The organism is Nitrosomonas halophila, from assembly GCF_900107165.1.
Lineage (GTDB): Bacteria > Pseudomonadota > Gammaproteobacteria > Burkholderiales > Nitrosomonadaceae > Nitrosomonas > Nitrosomonas halophila.
The window spans coordinates 22,468-40,806 of record NZ_FNOY01000015.1; the positions used below are offsets into that span (position 1 = coordinate 22,468).

Consider the following 18,339-nt stretch of genomic DNA (forward strand, 5'->3'; position numbering starts at 1 on the left):
TATCTTCCTGGCTAACTTCGGATTCTATTCATTCATAAGTAGTTAATAGAATATCAGTACCGGTGTGATTATTATCCGCAGTCATACAATGGTACTCGACCGCAACATTTCTTGTGCCCGCCTTAGTTTTGTTGATAATCATAAAATAAAGACCACCGCCCCCTCTCAGGGCAATGGTTGGGCTAGGGCTATTATCACCCGGTATGGAATCGGTGGTACTAATCGCCTTACTTCCTTTGAAAAGGGCCAGGTTAACGAACATGCCTTCCACAGCGGGGCTCATGTCTCTTATATTCGCCACTAATTTGTCAGTCTGTCCATTATCATCGAAGCATGTCACCATCGCTACGACCGTAAAGCTTGGCACGTTGCCAGCCGGATCGATCGGTCCGGCAATATCATGCGAAAAACCTGCCCCGGCCAATCCGATACCTGACAGAAAAGCTGAAACGCCCAACAATTTCTTTATAGCCACCTTATTCATCGCACCATCTCCTTGAGTTCATTTTCGTCTCTCCCACCAGGGAAGTGCAGCTTGATTTTTGCCATCTTCCAATTAAACCTTGGCAGAACCTGTTTTAAATTATCCCAGATTCCCCATCGGCATGCTCGTTTTAAAAAGCAATGTGCCATCACCCACAAAGTGATGGCACCGAGCGACACATTCAGCCTTTATGGAATCGGCCAGACTTGTGTACCGTTAATCCGTACGGGCATATCTCTGTCCAGCTGTTGAGCCGAAGGATAAATCCGCGCGGTAATCCCTTCACCACAGTTCTCAGGCAATGGATTGGTTTCAAGATTACGGGTCACGATATAAGGTGCGGGAGAATTCCAGGCAGGCCCATCGAACTGCGGATGACCGGCGTCTGGCGCAGACCAGAAATCGACATCCAGTCGATCTGTATCCTTGCCATTAATTTCATGGATGCTGGTCAGTTGACAAATATTGGCGATAGCGGGCGCCACGATCAATCTGTTCACGCAGGAAGTTGGTTCGATATTAATGGGATTGACCCGAACCGCCAATTTTGCCACCCAGTTATTGGGTGGAATCGACCCGCCTGCCTGCCACTCGGCGATTGGGTTGCCATTTGAATCCCTGACTATCTCGTGCATCGTGAATACATGCTTGCTCAGAACGGGGCTGAAAGTAACTACACCCAGCACAAAAGCCGAAGCAGGCTGATCCGAGCGGGTGAAAGCATCACTGCCGATCGCGGCATTGGGGAGCGGCGCGGTATCCACGAGTGCCGTCGAGACATCAGGAAAAACTGTCACATTGCCGATCACCGGTTGATCGGTACAGCCATGTGGAATGACGACATGATTATCAACCCTGGTTCCTTCCTTGGTGGTATTGATGTCGAATCGCGTATGCGCCTGGGCATTCCCCCATGCAACCGTCACCAGTGCGGCAAGCAGTGGCAGTACAAATATTTTTTCTTGATGTTTTGTCATTATCAGAGTCCCTTTTTAAAATTCAACTGATGCCCAAATGAACAACCTGTTCCGGTTCGTCTTATTGCGTTTAAATAAAACCGACAGGCCGATTATCAGGTGAACAATCTGCGTTTTCAATGCGACAAATTGTCGCACCCCCCGGGGCGCAAACTTTCCCCGGCCAAATATTTACACACAAGCAATTGATTGATAATGATTTTATTCAATACCACGCCAGCCATTTCCATCAACGGGTAATCCCCAGGTGCGACAATTTGTCGCATTTGCAAAGCCATTTCCGGCTTATACAATGCTCCGGGTCTAGGAGGCTGTCCGAGAATAGCGATCGTAGCGAGGGCGAGGCTGGTTGAGCGGGATTTTTCGATCATTTGAGGCGAATAGTCGTTCTATTCAACGAAAAGGATCGGAAAATCCGGCCAGCCAGAATCGTACGCAGTAGATCAGCCTATTCTCGGACAGCCTCCTAACCATCGCCATCTTTTTCACAAGGAAATTCATGAATCCTCCCCCATCTAGCCGCTACAGCTTTCTTTGGTTGTATTGCACCGTGTTTCTGACCGGCGCTGCCGTCATGGTCATAGAATTGCTGGGCACGCGCCTGATCGCGCCCTTCTATGGGGCGAGCCTGTATGTGTGGGCATCCCTCATTTCGGTGACCATGATTGCTTTGGCGATCGGTTATTTCGCCGGCGGACGTTGGGCGGATCGCGCGAAACACACAGGTTTGTCCCTGATCATCGCGCTGGCCGGTTTGCTCACTCTCCTCATCCCCGCAATGGTCGGCCCGGTTCTGCTGGCAACCGATTCACTGGGACTGCGTCTGGGCACATTCATCAGCACCTTGATTCTGTTTACCCCCAGCCTGATCATGCTGGGCATGGTCAGCCCATTTGCTGTCAAGCTCGCCACTTCCAGCCTGGCGGGCGTGGGGGCAAGCACGGGCTCGATTTATGCCGTCAGCACGCTGGGCAGCGTTATCGGCACGCTGTTTCTGGGGTTCTATTTATTCCCCTTGGTCGGCTCACGTGAAATTTTTATCGGTCTTGGCCTGATTTTATTTCTGCTCGCCTTGCTGGTCGGGGTCATTGAGCGCAAACGCCTGCAATCCGCGGCGACAGCGCTGGCACCGGCTGTATTGCTGTCGTTCATCGGCATGGGGGTGTTACCCAAAGTATCCGATGCCAGCGTTGCGCAACACCGGCAGGCCTCGCTTGAAACCCGCTTCGCGCATGAAAGCCTGTATGGCTGGGTGCGGGTGGTTGACAACCCGGCAGCCAACATGCGGCTGCTGACCGCGGACGCCTCCACCATTGGCGCGGCCACGCTCAGCCACGGCCAGAATCTGCTGACCTATCAGAAAATTGTCGAATTGATCCCGCGGCTCGTGCCCGGCATGACACGCGCGTTGCTGATCGGTCAGGGTGCAGGCCATATGGTGGCCAGTCTCAAACAATTTGGGATTGAAACGGACACCATCGAGATCGACCCCGCCATTGCCCAGGCAGCCCACGAGTATTTTGATTTCGCTCCAACCGGAAAAACGATTATCGGCGATGCGCGCTACGAAATCCGGCAATTACAGGACAGGTATGACCTGATCATTCTCGATGTCTTCACCGGCGGCACGGAACCGGTGCACCTGCTCACCCAGGAAACCTTGCAGCAACTGCGGGAACTGCTGACCGATCAGGGCGTGCTGGCACTCAATTTTGTCTCCTTCCTGGAAGAAGGCAGCAATGTCGCGCTGGCTTCGGTTGGCAAAACGCTGCAACAGGTCTTTCCCCATCAGCTCACCTTCATCTCCGAACCGGGCGACGATTTCAATGATTTCATTTTTATTGCTTCCAATCATGACCTGAGCATTTACGGCGGCACACTTTCCAGATCCCAGCAGGCCTGGCTTGAAACAAGATCACTCGATATCAACCTCGGCCAAGGCATCATTCTGACCGACAACTTCAATCCATTGGAACAATTGCAAACCCGCAAAGCCGAGTTTTACCGGCGGCTGATCGTTGACGCCGTTGGTATCGATCACTTCGTTCGTTGATTGGGCCTGTCCCGAGCGCCGCTCGTCATGCCATAAACCGCGCTGCATGCCAGACAGATTCTGAATAGCGAACGTATATTGTTAGGGGCACTTGCGCACCCTATGCACTGCATCGCGAGCCGCTGGAACATGTCAATCGGCTTTTCCCCAAAGCAGTCTCACCACGCCTGCCATTAATCTGGCTGCGGCATTGATCCGCCCCTGAGCCGCTTCGGTGGATTCCTGCTGCTGGCAGCATTACCGCACCGCTCACTTCACAGGCGAACCGGGCGTGTCCCACCCTTAAAACATTGATCACGCCGACCACATCGGCGTTTTCCACGAAGTCACATTCGATGCACAGGAATTGCGCCTGCCTCTGCCGGTTGGCAGCCGAAATGTGTCCGCAACACGGACACGTCCTACTTGTATACTGCGGCAGCACGGTGACAAGCCAACCTCCGTTCCACACCAGCTTGTATTCCAGTTGGTGGCAGAACTTGAACCAGCCTTGATCGAAGATGGATTTGTTCAGGCCAGATTCTGCCCGGACGTTTCTGCCCGGTGCTTCGGTTGTACCTGCCGCTGCCTTGGACATGTTTCGCACCTGCGAGTCCTCGATACACACCATCGCGTGGTTTTGGCTGATCGTGGTCGTGGTCTTGTGCAGGTAGTCGCGGCGGGCATTGCCGATACGGGAGTGGATGCGCTGGACCTTGGCCTTTGCCTTCTTCCAGTTGCTGTTGAATTTCATTTTTCGGTTCATCGCTTGCTGCGCCTTGCACAGTACGGCTTCATGCTGCCTGAAGCTGTTGAGCGGCGCGTAGAAGGTGCCGTCGGAGAGCGTGGCAAAGCGCGCCAGGCCCATGTCGATGCCGACTGCACCGCCTTTCGGTAGCGGCTACTCGACCCCGCACCACGTCTGAATGCTGACAAACCATTTGCCGCCGCTCATGCTGATCGTGAACATGAGTTACGACTGGGAAACAGCCGGCCGGATCAAACTATTGCTGTTTGGCAAGGCTTCCAACGTGACTCAGTCCGTCATCCGCCATTCCGCTTCCTTCCTGCGCAATTTTGCCCCGGAACCAGGTTTCAGTTTCGAGGCAGGATTGCGTGCGACTTTTTAATTCCGCTTTGATCCGACGCGATTGAGTGATTGGGTTGCACGTCATCACAACACCGCTCTGACTGCGACAATTTGTCGCATTGCTATTGGAAATTAACTTGGTTACTTTACACTCTTTTTCGGAAATATGATGATCAAGAAATTTCTTGTAATTCTGCTACTGGCATCCGTCACAGTTTCTCAACCTGTTATGGCACACGAGGGCACACCCAATATGGCTTTTGCCTGGCGTCAGGGCAAAATCCTGATCGATACACAGCGGCAAGGTAGACAATTAGGGGATCATATTGTTTTCACCATTCCATTTGCGGGCTCGCTAACGCCTTACCGGATGTCCGATGCAAGTTTTCGCGGTATTGGTTTTGATCAGGGTGGCACCCTCCATTACCAGTTCGTCAGCACACTGATGAAATGGTCGCCGGATCAGAACCGCTGGATGCGTGATGGATTCGATGAACAACTGTCTATCCGGATGGCTTTCGTCACACGCAAAATTTCGGCCTGGGAAGGGGAAGACAGCCAGGGGCTGGTCGGCTTTTTAAGCGCCAGTGGCTCGACTGATGACATTCATCCAACTTTTGAGCTGCAAAAAACAGATGGTTCCGCCCCTGATGATGGCGCTTACCTGGTCGCATTGACTCTGTTTGGAACGAGTGTGGCGGGTGATCAAATTCTTTATCCGCCTTCCAAACCGTTCTTTCTGGCATTCCATATGAATACGGGTGGCGGGTTCAACCCAAATGCATTCAGCCAGTCACTCGCTCAATTCTCCGGCATTCCGTTGAGTGACTATAGCCGTATCGACCCACTGTTTGACTGGGCGGAAGCCAATTTCAGCGAGATTTTTCCACATCCCGCCCAGAGTCGTTTCCTTTTCGGCTTCTATGCGCGCTGCTATGACAATGCGATTTGTCTGGGCAGTAAACGCGGACGCGTCTTTACCACCGGTGGACCGTTTGGTGGTTTGACCGATCACGGACCACTCAAATCTTTTTTTGATCAAGCCGGGATTGCTGACTAATGTCTAGGATACGAGCTAATTTGGCTCCACTGCCAGCATGGATGCTCCTGGCATTTCTGACAATCCCAGTGGTACAAGCTGAATCGGTTTTGCAGCCGGTTCCCGAGGAAATTGAGGAAGCGCGCTCCCAAACCGTCCAAAAAGAAAATATTCAGCTATTGGATACGATGGTCATCAAAACGACCGCGCAGTCTGCAGAGGCCGTCAGCAAGATGAGCGATCGTGAATTGAGATTACGTGCAGCGGATACGCTTGGTAAAACACTGGAGCGTGAGCCAGGGGTACACAATCTTTCCTATGGGCCTGGTGTCGGTCAGGTTGTCATCCGGGGCATGGGCGGACCGCGTGTGCGGGTCATGCAAAACGGCATCGGCACGCATGATGCCTCGGGGATGAGTCAGGATTATGCCATTGCTGCCGAAACCATGCTGGCTGACCGCATCACTGTCTATCGCGGCCCAGCCGCATTGCGCTTTGGCGGCAATGCCGTAGGTGGCATGGTGGATATCAAGCATCAACGCATTCCTGACAAAATTCCGAAGAACGGGTTTGCCGGGCGAACGGAGTTCCGGTTTGACCACAATCCGGGCGAAAAAGCAGGCATGATCGGGCTTGATATGGGTAAAAATAGGGTTGCGCTTCACCTCGATTATTTCCACCGTGCAGGCGGAAACACCCATATTCCTGGATACGCCTTGGATGAAAAGGCAATTGTAGAACAGTTTCAGGTACAGCCAACCGGGAACAGCAAGGGCGTCATCCAAAACAGCCGCACTCAGAGTCAGGGCGGGTCAGCGGGCATTTCAGTGGTTGGCGATGCAGGCTATGTTGGGGGAAGTTACCATGAGTTGACAAAAAACTATGGCGTACCGCCCGCAATCCCCGGAAGAGGAGATGAAGACCTATACGGGCCGGAAGCCGTGCGTATCGATATGAGGCAGCGCCGCTTCGATCTGGAAGGATTATGGGCCACACCCTGGGAATTTTTACCAAGTATCGAAGCCAAGCTGGGTTATATCGATTATGCGCATGACGAAAAAGATCGAGGCTCTCCACTCATGCGATTACAAAACAAGGTTTGGGAGTCTCGACTGGAATTCAACCATCAACATGATGGCTGGCTTGACGGCATTGCCGGTTTCCAATGGCAGGATCGTCAGTTTTCCCAGTACGGTTTTCAGACATTTACACCGGCTTCCGACATCAGCACGCTTGGCTTGTTTCTCACGGAAACTCTGATGCTGGCTGATCGCGTCAGCCTGGAATTCGGCGCACGCTACGACCATCAGACCACCACGCCCAAAGACGATGCGGTGCGCATACCGGGTGTGGTGGCGCCACTGCCTTTGCCCGGACAGCTTCGATTCAACACTTATTCTCTCGCTGCCAGCTTGAACTACGAGGCATTTGCCGGTGGCATCATCCATCTCAACTGGCAACGCGCGCAGCGCGCACCGGACATTCAGGAACTTCTCACTTCCGGGCCACACTTCGCCACCCGCAGTTTTGAGCTGGGCCGCATGGATCTCAAACGCGAACAGGCCGATCACTTTGAACTCGGCCTTAACCTGGCCCACAACGGCTTTTCCCTGCTGGCGAATGGCTATTACAAACGAATCGATAACTTCATTTATCTGCAGAACCAGGGCTTGTTTTTCAATTTCTCACCCGAACCGCCCCGCTTCCAGCTGGCCTGCGCCAACCTGCAGAACTGTTTGCCGGTGTTCGGCTATCAGGGCGATGATGCCGATTTCTGGGGTTACGAGACCGAACTGCACATTCCGCTCCCTTTCAGCGCTTATTCCCCACACCTCAAGCTGTTTTCCGATTATGTGCGTGGCTGGTTCCGGGATGGCGCGCTCGGTGATGTGCCACGATTGCCACCCTTGCGCGCGGGCTTCGAGCTCACTGCCAGCCATGGACCCTGGCAGGCAGGGTTGCGCTATACCCGCGCACTGGCACAAAACCGCCCCGGATTAAAAGAAACGTCCACCGACGGCTATGACCGGCTCGATCTGGATATGAGTTACGACTGGAAAGCGACAAACCGGATAAAATTATTGTTGTTTAGCAAGGTTTCCAACATGACCCAGTCCGTGATTCGCAATTCCACCTCTTTCCTACGCAATTTCGCTCCAGAACCGGGTTTCAGTTTCGAGGCAGGATTGCGGGCCACTTTTTAATTAAAAATGATTTTATGAGAGAGCGAATCATGTTGCACAAAACAACCTACCCTTACTTTTGGCTATTGGTTTCTTGGCTGTCGCTTGTTCCGATTGTGTCGCAGGCACAGTCTTTTCACCAGGACATTGAAGTTAGAATCGCCAATCAACGGCTGGTCACCGATTTTTGCCAACGCTCAGACATGTGCAGCATTTATGGCATTGAGTTTCTAGGATTGCCGGAAGGGCAACTGCCCCACGACCACTTGACCGGACAGCCTATCTATGTGACTCAATTAGTCAATTTCCCTGGCGTGATTGCTATCGACAGTCCAGGATTTTTCGCGTCTGAAGGGGATCTGAGTGCTGGTGAAATCGTCCGCTATCAGGCATCCGGTCATCTCGCCTATTGGCATCCCGCGCTGCAGCGCTGGACACTCGCCCCGCAAGGCACGCAGATTCGTCTGGCTGGTGGGCTGGACCTGCAACCCGACCAAAGCTGCGGTCGGGTGTTCTGCCCACCTGAAATAATTACGGGTTTCACGTCCTATAGCCGGGAAGGCATCGGTGGCGCATCATCGTTGATCGTGGGAGAAACACAGCCCAATGGCGCGCTGCATTCGCATCTAGACTGGTTTCTCGAATCGGATCAGGGCACACCTGGCGGCCCGGCCGGCGCTTACATGGTCGAGATGCGTTTGTTTTCCGAACAACATTCCACACCTTCCGAACTGTTGTATATCCTGTTCAACCATGCGCTGTCTGAAAGTGAATTTCAGCAAGCGGTCACGGCCCGGGTGCTGCAACCCAGCATCGACCCGGTCCGAACCGATAAATTATTCGACTGGGCAGAAGCCAATTTCCCCGATCTCTTTCCCCACACTGCCAATTCTTTCATTGCGCTTGGCTACTATGCCCGCTGCTACCAAAACGGTGTATGCGTGGGGGTCAAGGATGACCATGTTTTTTCAACCGGCGGTACATTTGGGGCTGGCATCGTTGAGGTGGGAGAATTGACTGCGCTTCTGAACCAGGCGGGGTTATAAACTTCTGGAAAAGAACAGCTTGAGAAACTGTTTGGGAGCGCTGGCCGTGAGTCTTCATACAGCACCCAGGCCAGGTTGACGTTGGGCTGGATTACCGCGCCACTTTTGCAGCTCGAAAAATAGCAGGGTGCACAGGCCCACTCTACATTGGCTGCATGATTTCGCTGCGCCCCGGAAATCATACGCAGCCAGCAGCTGAAATGGATATCTTCCGGGCGCAAGCGTGCTCAAGTGAAGGATTTCTCGGCAACTTGCCATTGCTCGGGGGTATAGGTTTTCATCGATAGCGCATGAATTTCTTCACGCATCCGGTCCCCCAGCGCGCGATAAACCAGCTGGTGCTGCTGGATCATGCTTTTGCCCTGGAATTGGGCACTGACGATGACGGCATGGAAATGATGACCATCATCACCTTCCACCCTGACCCACTCACATGGCAAGGCGGATTGAATGGTTTGTTCGATGGATTCTGCGGTAACCATATTGTATTCCTCTTGATAGTAGATTCAGAAATGACACAAACTCTTTAGGATTTGGCTAAAAATAACTTCCCAGAATCAGATTGTTTGTGGGACTGCCCGGTAGTTCCAGCGAGGCAGATAGTCATCAAAGATAATCCTCATATTCTCAAGAAAATTCTCTGCACACTTTTTTCCTGTAACGTAAACCCCGGTCAATATATCCACGGTTACTTTTAAACCCTTACAGGTTTTAGTCTTCTCCATAAATTGCTTGGCAATGGCGACTGAATGAAACACCACACCCTGGCAGGCTCGCGTAATGTGCGAAAACAACCGGTGTTCAATAGGGTTGTACTTTGAGCAGTAAGGCGGATAGTGGGCAACACGAATTTCCAGTCCGAGCCGTTCGGCAAGTCCTTGCAAAGCTTCCTTGAACACATGTCGATTGGCGGAGTTACTACCGCCGCCATCGCAGAGCAGCAACAACCGCCGGGCCTTGGGATAGTGCTGGCAACCCTGCTGTTTCCACCAATGCGCAATACTGTCGCAACAAAATTCACTGGTATCATGGCTCGTATTTAGGTTCATATGCCCTTCGTTTCGCGCCAGATCATAGATGCCATGCGGAATCAATTTACCTTCACCGGCACTGGGAAAATCATGATCCAAAGCATCCACAGGCGTCTGTGTATAGGTGTGGCCTTCTCGACTGAAATTACCGATCAATTCCTTCTTTTTGGAATCAATACTGATCACGGGCTCTCCCTTGGCCATATACGCCGCCTTAAGTCTGGCGATGTTTTGAAACTGGGCGTCCCGATCAGGATGGGCTCCCAGCGTTTTTTTCTTACGTGTTTTACGCTGTCCTAAGCCATGTTTCTTTAATAGCTTGCGAACCGTGTGCCGACTTGCCGATGTGCCCATTTCAGCCAGGCGGCGACTAATCTCGCAACGTGATAGATTGGTCCATAAAACACCTTCACGCATCGGATCGCCGGCGGTAAACTCAGCAAGTAACCCGAGGAAATTTTCTTCCAGGGCAGGCTTGTGATCCATTGCATTTTTACGTCCCGCACCTTTTTTTTCTGATCCGGGTCGGTGCAGGATCCTCGTTCACTTCCAGTTCTACCAGACCGCGTCGTACCGTCTTGGGGTCCACATCGAATAACCCAGACACATACTCAATACCACCGTGCCCCAGCTTGGCCGCCTCAATCCCCGCATACCGCCGCCGATCCTTTTCTGATAGCATCAGAAACAACCGTTGCATCTTGAGTTCAACGCCTTTATCGTAAGCAGTCACAATTTGTCTTTCTTCACTTATAAATTGTCCTTATTATCCATAATTCCGCATAAACATTCTAATCCATTTTCTGGAAGTTATTTTTGACGACGTCCTTAGTGGCGCAGCTTGTAGCCACTTTTCAACAGCCACAGTGCCCAGCCTGAAATCGCTGCCAGACTCGCCGCCATGACAATCAGGCTGATATAAGGCGAAATATCGGACACACCAAAGAACCCGTATCGAAAGCCATCGATCAGATAGAAGAAAGGGTTCAGGTGTGACAGGAATTGCCAGACAGGTGGCAATGAATGTACCGAATAAAATACTCCCGAAAGAAAAGTCAGAGGGAGTATGAGAAAATTCTGGAACGCGGCCAGTTGATCGAATTTATCGGAGACAATTCCGGCGATAAGACCTATCACGCCCAGCAGGGCACTGCCGAGCAGCGCAAACAGAATCGCCCATAACGACACGTGGGGAGGTGGCCCATAAAACCATGCAGCAACACCGTATACCCCCAGCCCCACGGCCAGCCCGCGCAACATCGAAGCGCCGACATAGGCCAGAAAAATTTCCAGATAGGAAAGCGGTGCCAGCAGGATGAATACCAGGTTACCGGTTATTTTCGATTGAATCAGGCTGGAAGAGGAATTGGCAAAAGCATTCTGCAAAACCGCCATCATCACCAGCCCTGGAATCAGGAACACGGTATAGGCGACCCCTTCATAGACTTCCACCCTGCTCTCTAGCACATGGGAAAAAATCAGAAGATAGAGCAAACTGGACAACACCGGCGCCAATATTGTTTGAAAGCTGACTTTCCAGAACCGCATCAACTCCTTGTAAAGCAGGGTATAGAAACCTGTCATGAAGCACCTGCCGGAACGCTTTCCATAATATTGACGAACACATCCTCCAGGTCGGGCTGCAGCAACTGCATTTCGAGTATCCGGATACCGGATGTACGCAGGATCGACAGCACCGATTCGATTTCGGCATAGTCTTTTATTTTGAAACTATACAGGTTGCCATCATGATGGACTGGCCATGCGGTCAATGCCGCCGGCAAGGCATCGGTGGACAAACGCAACTCCAATGTATAGTCCTGAATACTGCGCACGAGATTGCGCATGCTGTCGAGCGCGACAATTCTGCCCTGCTTGAGCATGGCGACCCGGTTGCATAATGCTTCGGCCTCTTCCAGATAATGTGTGGTCAGCACCACTGTATGGCCTTCTTGATTGAGATGCTGGATAAATTGCCACAAGCTCTGGCGCAGATCCACATCCACCCCTGCCGTCGGTTCATCCAGTATGATGACCGGTGGTTTGTGCACCAGCGCCTGGGCGATCAACACCCGGCGTTTCATGCCGCCCGACAGCGCGCGCAGATTGGTATGCGCCTTGTCCGCCAGGTCGAGACGGTACAGAATTTCATCGATCCAGGCATCGTTGCCCTGGATCCCGAAATAGCCCGACTGAATGACGAGCATTTCGCGTACCGTGAAAAAAGGGTCGTACACCAGCTCTTGCGGCACCACCCCCAATCTTTTGCGCGCAGCGCGATATTCGGACAAGACGTCATAACCCATCACCTTGGCGCTGCCATGGGTAGGCCGGGTCAGCCCGGCCAGGATGCTGATCAAGGTGGTTTTACCCGCACCATTGGGACCCAGCAGGGCAAAAAATTCTCCCGGCTGTATCACCAGATCGATATGATCCAGGGCGGCCAACGCGCCGTAGCGTTTACCAAGTTGCTGTATGTCAATAGCGGGAGTCATTGCACCAACGTCATCATTGCCAAGGAATTACCTAAGGAGTCGTTCATAAATAACTATAACACTTGGATCGCATCTGGCGGGCGCACTGCGGCGTTATTCGTCGTCGCCATAGCCTTGGCTATGACTCCTCCTCTCGCCTTGCACTGCATCCCACCAGACGCGCCCAATTGTCACACTTATTCCTTCACGGCTCCTAAAAGCCAGCCTGTCAAAGCCGTTGATCAGGATGGATTGCGGTCATCCAACGGCAGCAGGTCAACCACATCATACAGCTTTATCAGGCTGCGCAAATTTTCTGGCAGATTCACTAATCGAAGCTGACAACCTTTTGCCTGCGCCGTACGCAACCATTCCAGCAACATGCTGACCGCCGAAGAATCCACTTCGGTGACGTGCGTAAAGTCAACCTCCAAACGCCTGCCACCTATCCTCACCACGCCCGCCTGCATGACACGCATCACGTTCTCAAACAGAATCGGTCCATCAACGATCAACTGATCATCTGCCACACTTACGCTATTCTCGAGTCCGTCCGTCACCCTACTGACCTTTCAGCGATTCGTTTCTTTCCACAAGCGTGGCAATCAACCCCTCCACGCCACCATCTCTGATCTGGGTGTTGAAGCTACCGCGATAGTTGGTTACCAGACTGACTCCGGAAATCGTCACGTCGTACACTTTCCAGTTGTCACTTGTTTTTTCCATCGAATAATCGATCGGGATCGGTTGCCGTCCTCGACCCTGTATCACCTGGGCTCTGACGACTGCGCGCGTATCTTCGGGTTTGACTTTGGTGGGACTGACCTCGATCACTTCATCGCGGTAATTGGTCAACGAGTTGGAGTAGGTCCGCACCAGCAGGGTACGAAATTCCCGCACCAGTTCTTTTTTCTGCTCGTTGGTCGCCGTGCGCCAGTTTCTGCCCATTGCAAGCTGGGTCATGCGCGTAAAGTTGAAATGCGGCAGTATTTTCTCCCTGACGAGGCTCAGTATTCTGTCCTGGTCACCGGCTTTGATGCCGTCATCCTGCTTGAGAATTGCGATCACCTCATCCACCGTATTCCTGACCAATGCATCCGGCGCGGTATTCTGAGCAGAAGCGGGAACAACCACCCAAAACAGCACCAGTATGAGGAGATGCCTGAAAAGCGCTTTCATGTTTTTTGCCACCTATCGTTTTGTGTTAGTTAGGGCTCATTAATAAATAATTTGAGCATACGCCCAAGTTATTATTAACGAGCCCTTAGATTAAAAATCCTTATCCTCTGCTGCCTTGTCGAAAAGGAAACGGCCGATCATGTCCTCCAGCACAATGGCCGAATTGGTTTTCATGAACTTGTCCCCGTCTTCGAGCATGGCGTCATCCCCACCGGGCAGCAAGCCGACATATTGTTCGCCCAGCAAACCCGAAGTGAGAATGCTGGCAAACGTGTCCTGCGGGAACTGGTAACGCGCATCCATATTGATCGTCACCACCGCATCGTAGGTTTCCAGACTGAATTGAATATCGGCCACCCGCCCCACCACCACCCCGGCGCTCTTGACCGGGGCACGTACTTTAAGACCACCAATATTTTCAAAATTTCCCACCAGCGTATAGCTCTCGCCTGTCTGGTAAGTGGTCAGGTTGCCCACCTTCATTCCCAGTATCAGCAAAGCGCCTATCCCGGCCATTACAAACAAACCTACCCAGAAATCCATCATGGTCCGCTGCATCAACTCACTCCCCTGAACATGAATGCGGTCAAAACAAAATCCATCCCCAAAATAGTCAACGCGGAAGTGACTACCGTTCGGGTAGTCGCGCCGGACACCCCTTCCGCTGTCGGCGGCGCATCGAAACCTTCAAACACGGCAATGGCCGTGATCGCCACCCCGAAGAAACAGCTTTTGATGACGCCGTTCACAATATCATATCGAAAATCAACGGCATCCTGCATTTGTGACCAGAAAGAGCCTTCATCCACACCGATGAAAATCACGGTCACCAGATAGCCGCCAAACACCCCCATGACGGTAAACATCGCAGCCAGCAGCGGCATGGAAAACACCCCGGCCCAGAATCTGGGCGCCACCACGCGTGCCACCGGGTCCACTGCCATCATGCCCATGGCGGCCAGCTGCTCGGTAGCTTTCATCAATCCGATTTCCGCAGTCATGGCCGAACCGGCACGGCTGGCGAACAGCAAGGCGGCGATGACGGGGCCCAGCTCCCGCACCAGCGACAATGCCACCAATGTACCCACCGCCGACTCGGCGCCGAATTTCTGCAAAGTCTCATAGCCCTGCAGCCCCAGCACCATGCCGACAAACAACCCGGAAACCAGAATAATGACCAGCGACAGTACGCCGGCGAAATAAATTTCGCGCGTGATCAAGCCGAAACGCAGGAAACTGGGCGGCGAGTTCAACAGCACCAGCAGGAAAAAGCGGCTCGCACAACCCAGGCGCCAAACACCATCAATCACCCGGTGCCCAACCGCTTGAATGCCAGTCACAATATGTTTAATCAAAATAATTCTCCAGATTCAATCCCTGACTTCAGTGAGCAGGCTGATAGAAATAGCCTTGCGCACCCGATTGCTTTCACAATCCGTGATTCAGGATTCGGTAGCAGCACCCGCTGGGGCAACCATATTCAAATCCTTGGCATAGGATTGTGCCTGATAATGAAAAGGCACCGGACCATCGACTTCGCCGTGGATGAACTGGTGCACAAACGGCATCTTCGACTGGCGCACTTCTTCGGGCGTACCCTGTGCGGCAATCACACCATCTGCCAGGAAATAGACATAATCGACGATCTGCAAGGATTCCTGTACATCATGTGTGACCAGAATCGACGTCATGCCAAGCGCATCCGTCAAATGACGGATCAAGCTGCCGATCACGCCGAGTGAGATTGGATCCAGCCCGGTAAAGGGCTCGTCATACATCATCAACATTGGATCGAGCGCAATCGAACGGGCCAGCGCAACTCGGCGCGCCATGCCACCCGAAAGCTCGGCCGGCATCAGATGATGCGCCCCCCGCAGGCCGACCGCATGCAGTTTCATGAGTACCAGATCCCGGATCATGGTTTCGGGCAGATTGGTATGCTCACGCATCTGAAACGCGACATTATCGAATGCCGATAGGTCGGTAAATAATGCACCGAACTGAAACAGCATGCCCATTTTGCGGCGCAATCTGAACAGTTGTTTTCGATTGAGTTGATGCACGACTTGTCCGGCCACGCTGACAGTTCCCGCGGAGGGTTGGACTTCCCCGCCGATCAAGCGCAGCAAGGTGGTCTTGCCAGACCCGCTCCCCCCCATGATGGCGACAACCTGCCCGCGAGACATGGTCATGTTGACACCTTTCAGTATCTGTTTCGCGCCGTAGGCAAAACTCACATCCTTGAATTCAATCAGCGGTTCGGTTGCCATGGCTGGATCCATTGGTTGGTTTTTTGTCATATCTCACTCAAGCCCGGTTCTCGATAATGTCATTACGATAGGCGCCCATACGGATGATCAATTGGCATTTTCCTGCTTGAGACGCAAAATGTATCGATTCAGATCACGCTTGATTTCCGGCGCCAGCAGGTACAGACCGATGATATTCGGAATCGACATGGCCAACACCATGGAATCGGTAAACAGAATGATATTGGACAATTCGGCGGAGGCGCCAACGACAATGAATAGACAGAACGCTATTTTATAGAATACTTCGACTCTGTCATCTTCCCCAAACAGATAGGTCGCACATTTCAGGCCATAATACGACCAGGAAATCATGGTCGAGTAGGCAAATAAAAAAACTGTCACCGCCAGCACATAAGGAAACCAGGAAATACCCGTGGCAAACGCCCGGGAAGTCAACGCCACGCCCTCCATGCCGTTGCCATCCAGATAGGCGCCCGAGATCACAATCACCAAGGCAGTAATCATGCAAATGACCACCGTATCGATAAAAGGCCCCAACATCCCAACTATGCCCTGACTGACAGGTTCATTGGTCTTGGCCGCCGCATGCGCGATCGCCGATGACCCCAGGCCGGCCTCGTTCGAGAATGAAGCACGCTGCACGCCGATCAGCAGCGAACCGAGCAATGCCCCCAAACCGGCCTGTGGATACAAGGCAGTTTCCAGTATGGTCTGCAACGCAGCGGGAATCGCTTCATAATGCATGGCAATCACGGCAAAACCGGTCAGAATATAAGTGATTGCCATCAATGGCACCACCCGTCCCGCCACCGCCGCGATCCACTGAATGCCACCCAGTATGACCAAGCCGACCAATATCGCGGTGATCAGTCCAAACAGCCATCCCTTGTCGGCCAGAAAACCGCTGTCTCCACCGGTAATGATCACTGCCTGATTATAGGCCTGATTGACCTGAAACAGTCCGCCCGCACCCAGCGTCCCCCCCACGCAGCAAATGGCGAACAAACCTGCCATGAATCGGCCCAGACGGGTGTGGCCGCGCTGGTCAAAAGCACTGCGCAGGTAATACATCGGTCCACCCGAGATTCTTTCAGGATGACGTTTGGAACCATGTTGCCGATATTTCACCCCCAGGGACACTTCCATGAATTTGGTCGACATGCCAAAGATGCCCATCACTGCCATCCAGAATGCCGCCCCTGGCCCGCCTACCGAAATCGCCAAAGCCACGCCGGCGATATTACCCAAGCCCACTGTTCCCGACAGCGAAGTCATCAGGGCATCAAAACGATTGATTTCTCCATCAATGTTCTGATCACCATTTTTTTCGTGCAGCAAGCTGATCGCATGCCCGAAATAGCGCACATTCACAAACCCCAAATACAAGGTAAAAAACAGGGCAGCCACCACCAGCCATACCAGGATCAGCTTGATATCCAGCTCCATCGCTGATACGCTAAAAAAAATAACCGATGCGACAGCGTTTGATATGGGTTCAAACGCTGCATCGATCGCCTTGTCAATTTCCATACCGGATTTTTCTCTCTTTAAATAGGTGAAACGCCTGGGTAGGCTTATTCATGCATTTTACCAGACCCTCCCACCTACATTCGAACCTGCTGTCACCACTCAAAAAGCTGGCTTGCCTTGCGATCGCGCTGTTGTTTCTGCCGGGGCCACTGAGTGTTGCGAGCGGCGTCTATCGCAGTGAGGATGCGCGCGGTCGGATCACCTACTCGGATATCCCTACCCCTGCCGCAAAGCCGCTACAGTTAAACGTTCAACCCGCCCGCAACTGGAGCCGGGTAGTCAAGGTGATCGATGGCGACACGATCATCATCGAAGGAAACAAGCGCGTACGGCTACTGGGAATCAACACACCCGAAGTCGAAAGCCGGCATCGTCCCAATGAACCGGGAGGCATTATTGCGAAAAACTGGTTGCATCATAAACTGCAGGGACGCAATGTTTACCTGGAGCACGATCAGCAGAAACAGGATCGCTACAAAAGACTACTCGCCCATGTGTATCTCCCCAACGGAGAGCATATCAACCGCTCACTACTGGAACATGGCCTGGCTGTCGTCACCTTGCTGCCGCCAAATTTGCGACATGCCGAAGACTTGATCCAGGCACAGCAACGAGCCGAAAGACAGCAACTCGGCATCTGGTCAATGCAGCACTATGCGCCGCGCGACCTGACCAAAATAACCGAGAAGCCATTTGGCTGGCAACGCTACCGGGCAAGAGTCACTGCGCTCAAGCGAAGCCGGCAATACAGCCGCTTGATCATCAACGACAAGATCGATCTTCGTATCGCCAATAGTGATCTGGCGTTGTTTCCGCCTTTAAAAATCTACTTGAACAAGCCGATTGAGGTGCGTGGCTGGGTCACTCGCAGAAACGATCACTTCTCGATTCGGATTCATCACCCCAGCGCATTGATCATACGTTGATTTTTCTGCCATGGATGACCTCACCCGCTGCCGACAGGGCACCCAGCATGGCGTCGGCAGAGTGCGGTAGGATGC

20 protein-coding genes and 1 pseudogene are annotated in these 18,339 nt (G+C 52.7%); 6 read left to right on the forward strand and 15 right to left on the reverse strand.

What is annotated here, in order from left to right; translation table 11 throughout:
• Positions 1 to 28: 28 nt before the first annotated feature.
• The 3 genes from BLV85_RS05480 to BLV85_RS15125 form a co-directional block, all read right to left on the reverse strand.
• Complete coding sequence (locus tag BLV85_RS05480) at positions 29 to 484, reverse strand: hypothetical protein (protein ID WP_090413042.1); 456 nt, start codon at positions 482 to 484, stop codon at positions 29 to 31.
• A 188-nt stretch (positions 485 to 672) separates the two neighbouring features.
• Complete coding sequence (locus BLV85_RS05485) at positions 673 to 1,461, reverse strand: hypothetical protein (protein WP_090413044.1); 789 nt, start codon at positions 1,459 to 1,461, stop codon at positions 673 to 675.
• 116 nt (positions 1,462 to 1,577) lie between these two features.
• Positions 1,578 to 1,832 (reverse strand): hypothetical protein, encoded by a 255-nt coding sequence (locus tag BLV85_RS15125; protein WP_176973940.1) that lies wholly within the window; start codon positions 1,830 to 1,832, stop codon positions 1,578 to 1,580.
• Between the two features lie 128 nt (positions 1,833 to 1,960).
• Here BLV85_RS15125 and BLV85_RS05490 point away from each other — a divergent pair, with 128 nt between their 5' ends.
• Complete coding sequence (locus BLV85_RS05490; RefSeq protein WP_090413048.1) at positions 1,961 to 3,514, forward strand: fused MFS/spermidine synthase; 1,554 nt, start codon at positions 1,961 to 1,963, stop codon at positions 3,512 to 3,514.
• A gap of 100 nt (positions 3,515 to 3,614) precedes the next feature.
• Here the strand turns inward: BLV85_RS05490 and BLV85_RS05495 are convergent.
• Positions 3,615 to 4,373: pseudogene (locus BLV85_RS05495) on the reverse strand (RNA-guided endonuclease InsQ/TnpB family protein); the annotation flags it as partial.
• A gap of 46 nt (positions 4,374 to 4,419) precedes the next feature.
• Between BLV85_RS05495 and BLV85_RS15130 the strand changes: the two are divergent.
• From BLV85_RS15130 to BLV85_RS05510, 4 genes are all read left to right on the forward strand, one after another.
• A complete protein-coding gene (locus tag BLV85_RS15130; protein WP_176973939.1) occupies positions 4,420 to 4,623 on the forward strand; it encodes a hypothetical protein in 204 nt (67 codons plus the stop codon).
• Positions 4,624 to 4,812: 189 nt separating this feature from the next.
• On the forward strand, positions 4,813 to 5,643 hold the full coding sequence (locus tag BLV85_RS05500; RefSeq protein WP_176973941.1) for a hypothetical protein: 831 nt from the start codon (positions 4,813 to 4,815) through the stop codon (positions 5,641 to 5,643).
• Between the two features lie 20 nt (positions 5,644 to 5,663).
• Positions 5,664 to 7,826, forward strand: coding sequence for a TonB-dependent receptor (locus BLV85_RS05505; protein WP_176973942.1), 2,163 nt, complete (start codon positions 5,664 to 5,666; stop codon positions 7,824 to 7,826).
• A gap of 29 nt (positions 7,827 to 7,855) precedes the next feature.
• The gene (locus tag BLV85_RS05510; protein ID WP_090413056.1) at positions 7,856 to 8,851 is read left to right on the forward strand and encodes a hypothetical protein; all 996 of its coding nucleotides are present in this window, start codon (positions 7,856 to 7,858) and stop codon (positions 8,849 to 8,851) included.
• A gap of 227 nt (positions 8,852 to 9,078) precedes the next feature.
• On the opposite strand, the gene BLV85_RS05515 is transcribed toward BLV85_RS05510, so the two are convergent.
• The 11 genes from BLV85_RS05515 to BLV85_RS05560 form a co-directional block, all read right to left on the reverse strand.
• Positions 9,079 to 9,333 (reverse strand): BolA family protein, encoded by a 255-nt coding sequence (locus tag BLV85_RS05515; RefSeq protein ID WP_090413058.1) that lies wholly within the window; start codon positions 9,331 to 9,333, stop codon positions 9,079 to 9,081.
• 75 nt (positions 9,334 to 9,408) lie between these two features.
• Positions 9,409 to 10,368, reverse strand: a complete 960-nt coding sequence (locus BLV85_RS05520) for an ISAzo13 family transposase (protein ID WP_218132780.1) — start codon at positions 10,366 to 10,368, stop codon at positions 9,409 to 9,411.
• Positions 10,369 to 10,375: 7 nt separating this feature from the next.
• On the reverse strand, positions 10,376 to 10,615 hold the full coding sequence (locus tag BLV85_RS15440; RefSeq protein ID WP_218132781.1) for a hypothetical protein: 240 nt from the start codon (positions 10,613 to 10,615) through the stop codon (positions 10,376 to 10,378).
• A gap of 95 nt (positions 10,616 to 10,710) precedes the next feature.
• A complete protein-coding gene (locus BLV85_RS05525) occupies positions 10,711 to 11,466 on the reverse strand; it encodes an ABC transporter permease (protein WP_090413061.1) in 756 nt (251 codons plus the stop codon).
• Positions 11,463 to 12,377 (reverse strand): ABC transporter ATP-binding protein, encoded by a 915-nt coding sequence (locus BLV85_RS05530; RefSeq protein WP_090413064.1) that lies wholly within the window; start codon positions 12,375 to 12,377, stop codon positions 11,463 to 11,465. Before BLV85_RS05530 ends, BLV85_RS05525 begins: the two co-directional genes overlap by 4 nt.
• A 221-nt stretch (positions 12,378 to 12,598) precedes the next feature.
• Positions 12,599 to 12,886, reverse strand: a complete 288-nt coding sequence (locus BLV85_RS05535; protein ID WP_143032290.1) for an STAS domain-containing protein — start codon at positions 12,884 to 12,886, stop codon at positions 12,599 to 12,601.
• A 31-nt stretch (positions 12,887 to 12,917) separates the two neighbouring features.
• Positions 12,918 to 13,535, reverse strand: a complete 618-nt coding sequence (locus tag BLV85_RS05540) for an MlaC/ttg2D family ABC transporter substrate-binding protein (protein ID WP_090413069.1) — start codon at positions 13,533 to 13,535, stop codon at positions 12,918 to 12,920.
• A 90-nt stretch (positions 13,536 to 13,625) separates the two neighbouring features.
• Positions 13,626 to 14,093 (reverse strand): outer membrane lipid asymmetry maintenance protein MlaD, encoded by a 468-nt coding sequence (mlaD, locus tag BLV85_RS05545; RefSeq protein ID WP_090413071.1) that lies wholly within the window; start codon positions 14,091 to 14,093, stop codon positions 13,626 to 13,628.
• Entirely contained in the window at positions 14,093 to 14,890 is a 798-nt protein-coding gene (gene mlaE / locus BLV85_RS05550; RefSeq protein WP_090413074.1) for a lipid asymmetry maintenance ABC transporter permease subunit MlaE, read from the reverse strand. Before mlaE ends, mlaD begins: the two co-directional genes overlap by 1 nt.
• Positions 14,891 to 14,977: 87 nt before the next feature.
• Complete coding sequence (locus BLV85_RS05555; protein ID WP_090413125.1) at positions 14,978 to 15,805, reverse strand: ABC transporter ATP-binding protein; 828 nt, start codon at positions 15,803 to 15,805, stop codon at positions 14,978 to 14,980.
• Between the two features lie 87 nt (positions 15,806 to 15,892).
• Entirely contained in the window at positions 15,893 to 17,338 is a 1,446-nt protein-coding gene (locus tag BLV85_RS05560; RefSeq protein WP_090413077.1) for an alanine/glycine:cation symporter family protein, read from the reverse strand.
• Between the two features lie 50 nt (positions 17,339 to 17,388).
• Here BLV85_RS05560 and BLV85_RS05565 point away from each other — a divergent pair, with 50 nt between their 5' ends.
• A complete protein-coding gene (locus tag BLV85_RS05565) occupies positions 17,389 to 18,264 on the forward strand; it encodes a thermonuclease family protein (protein WP_090413081.1) in 876 nt (291 codons plus the stop codon).
• The last annotated feature ends 75 nt before the right edge of the window (positions 18,265 to 18,339 follow it).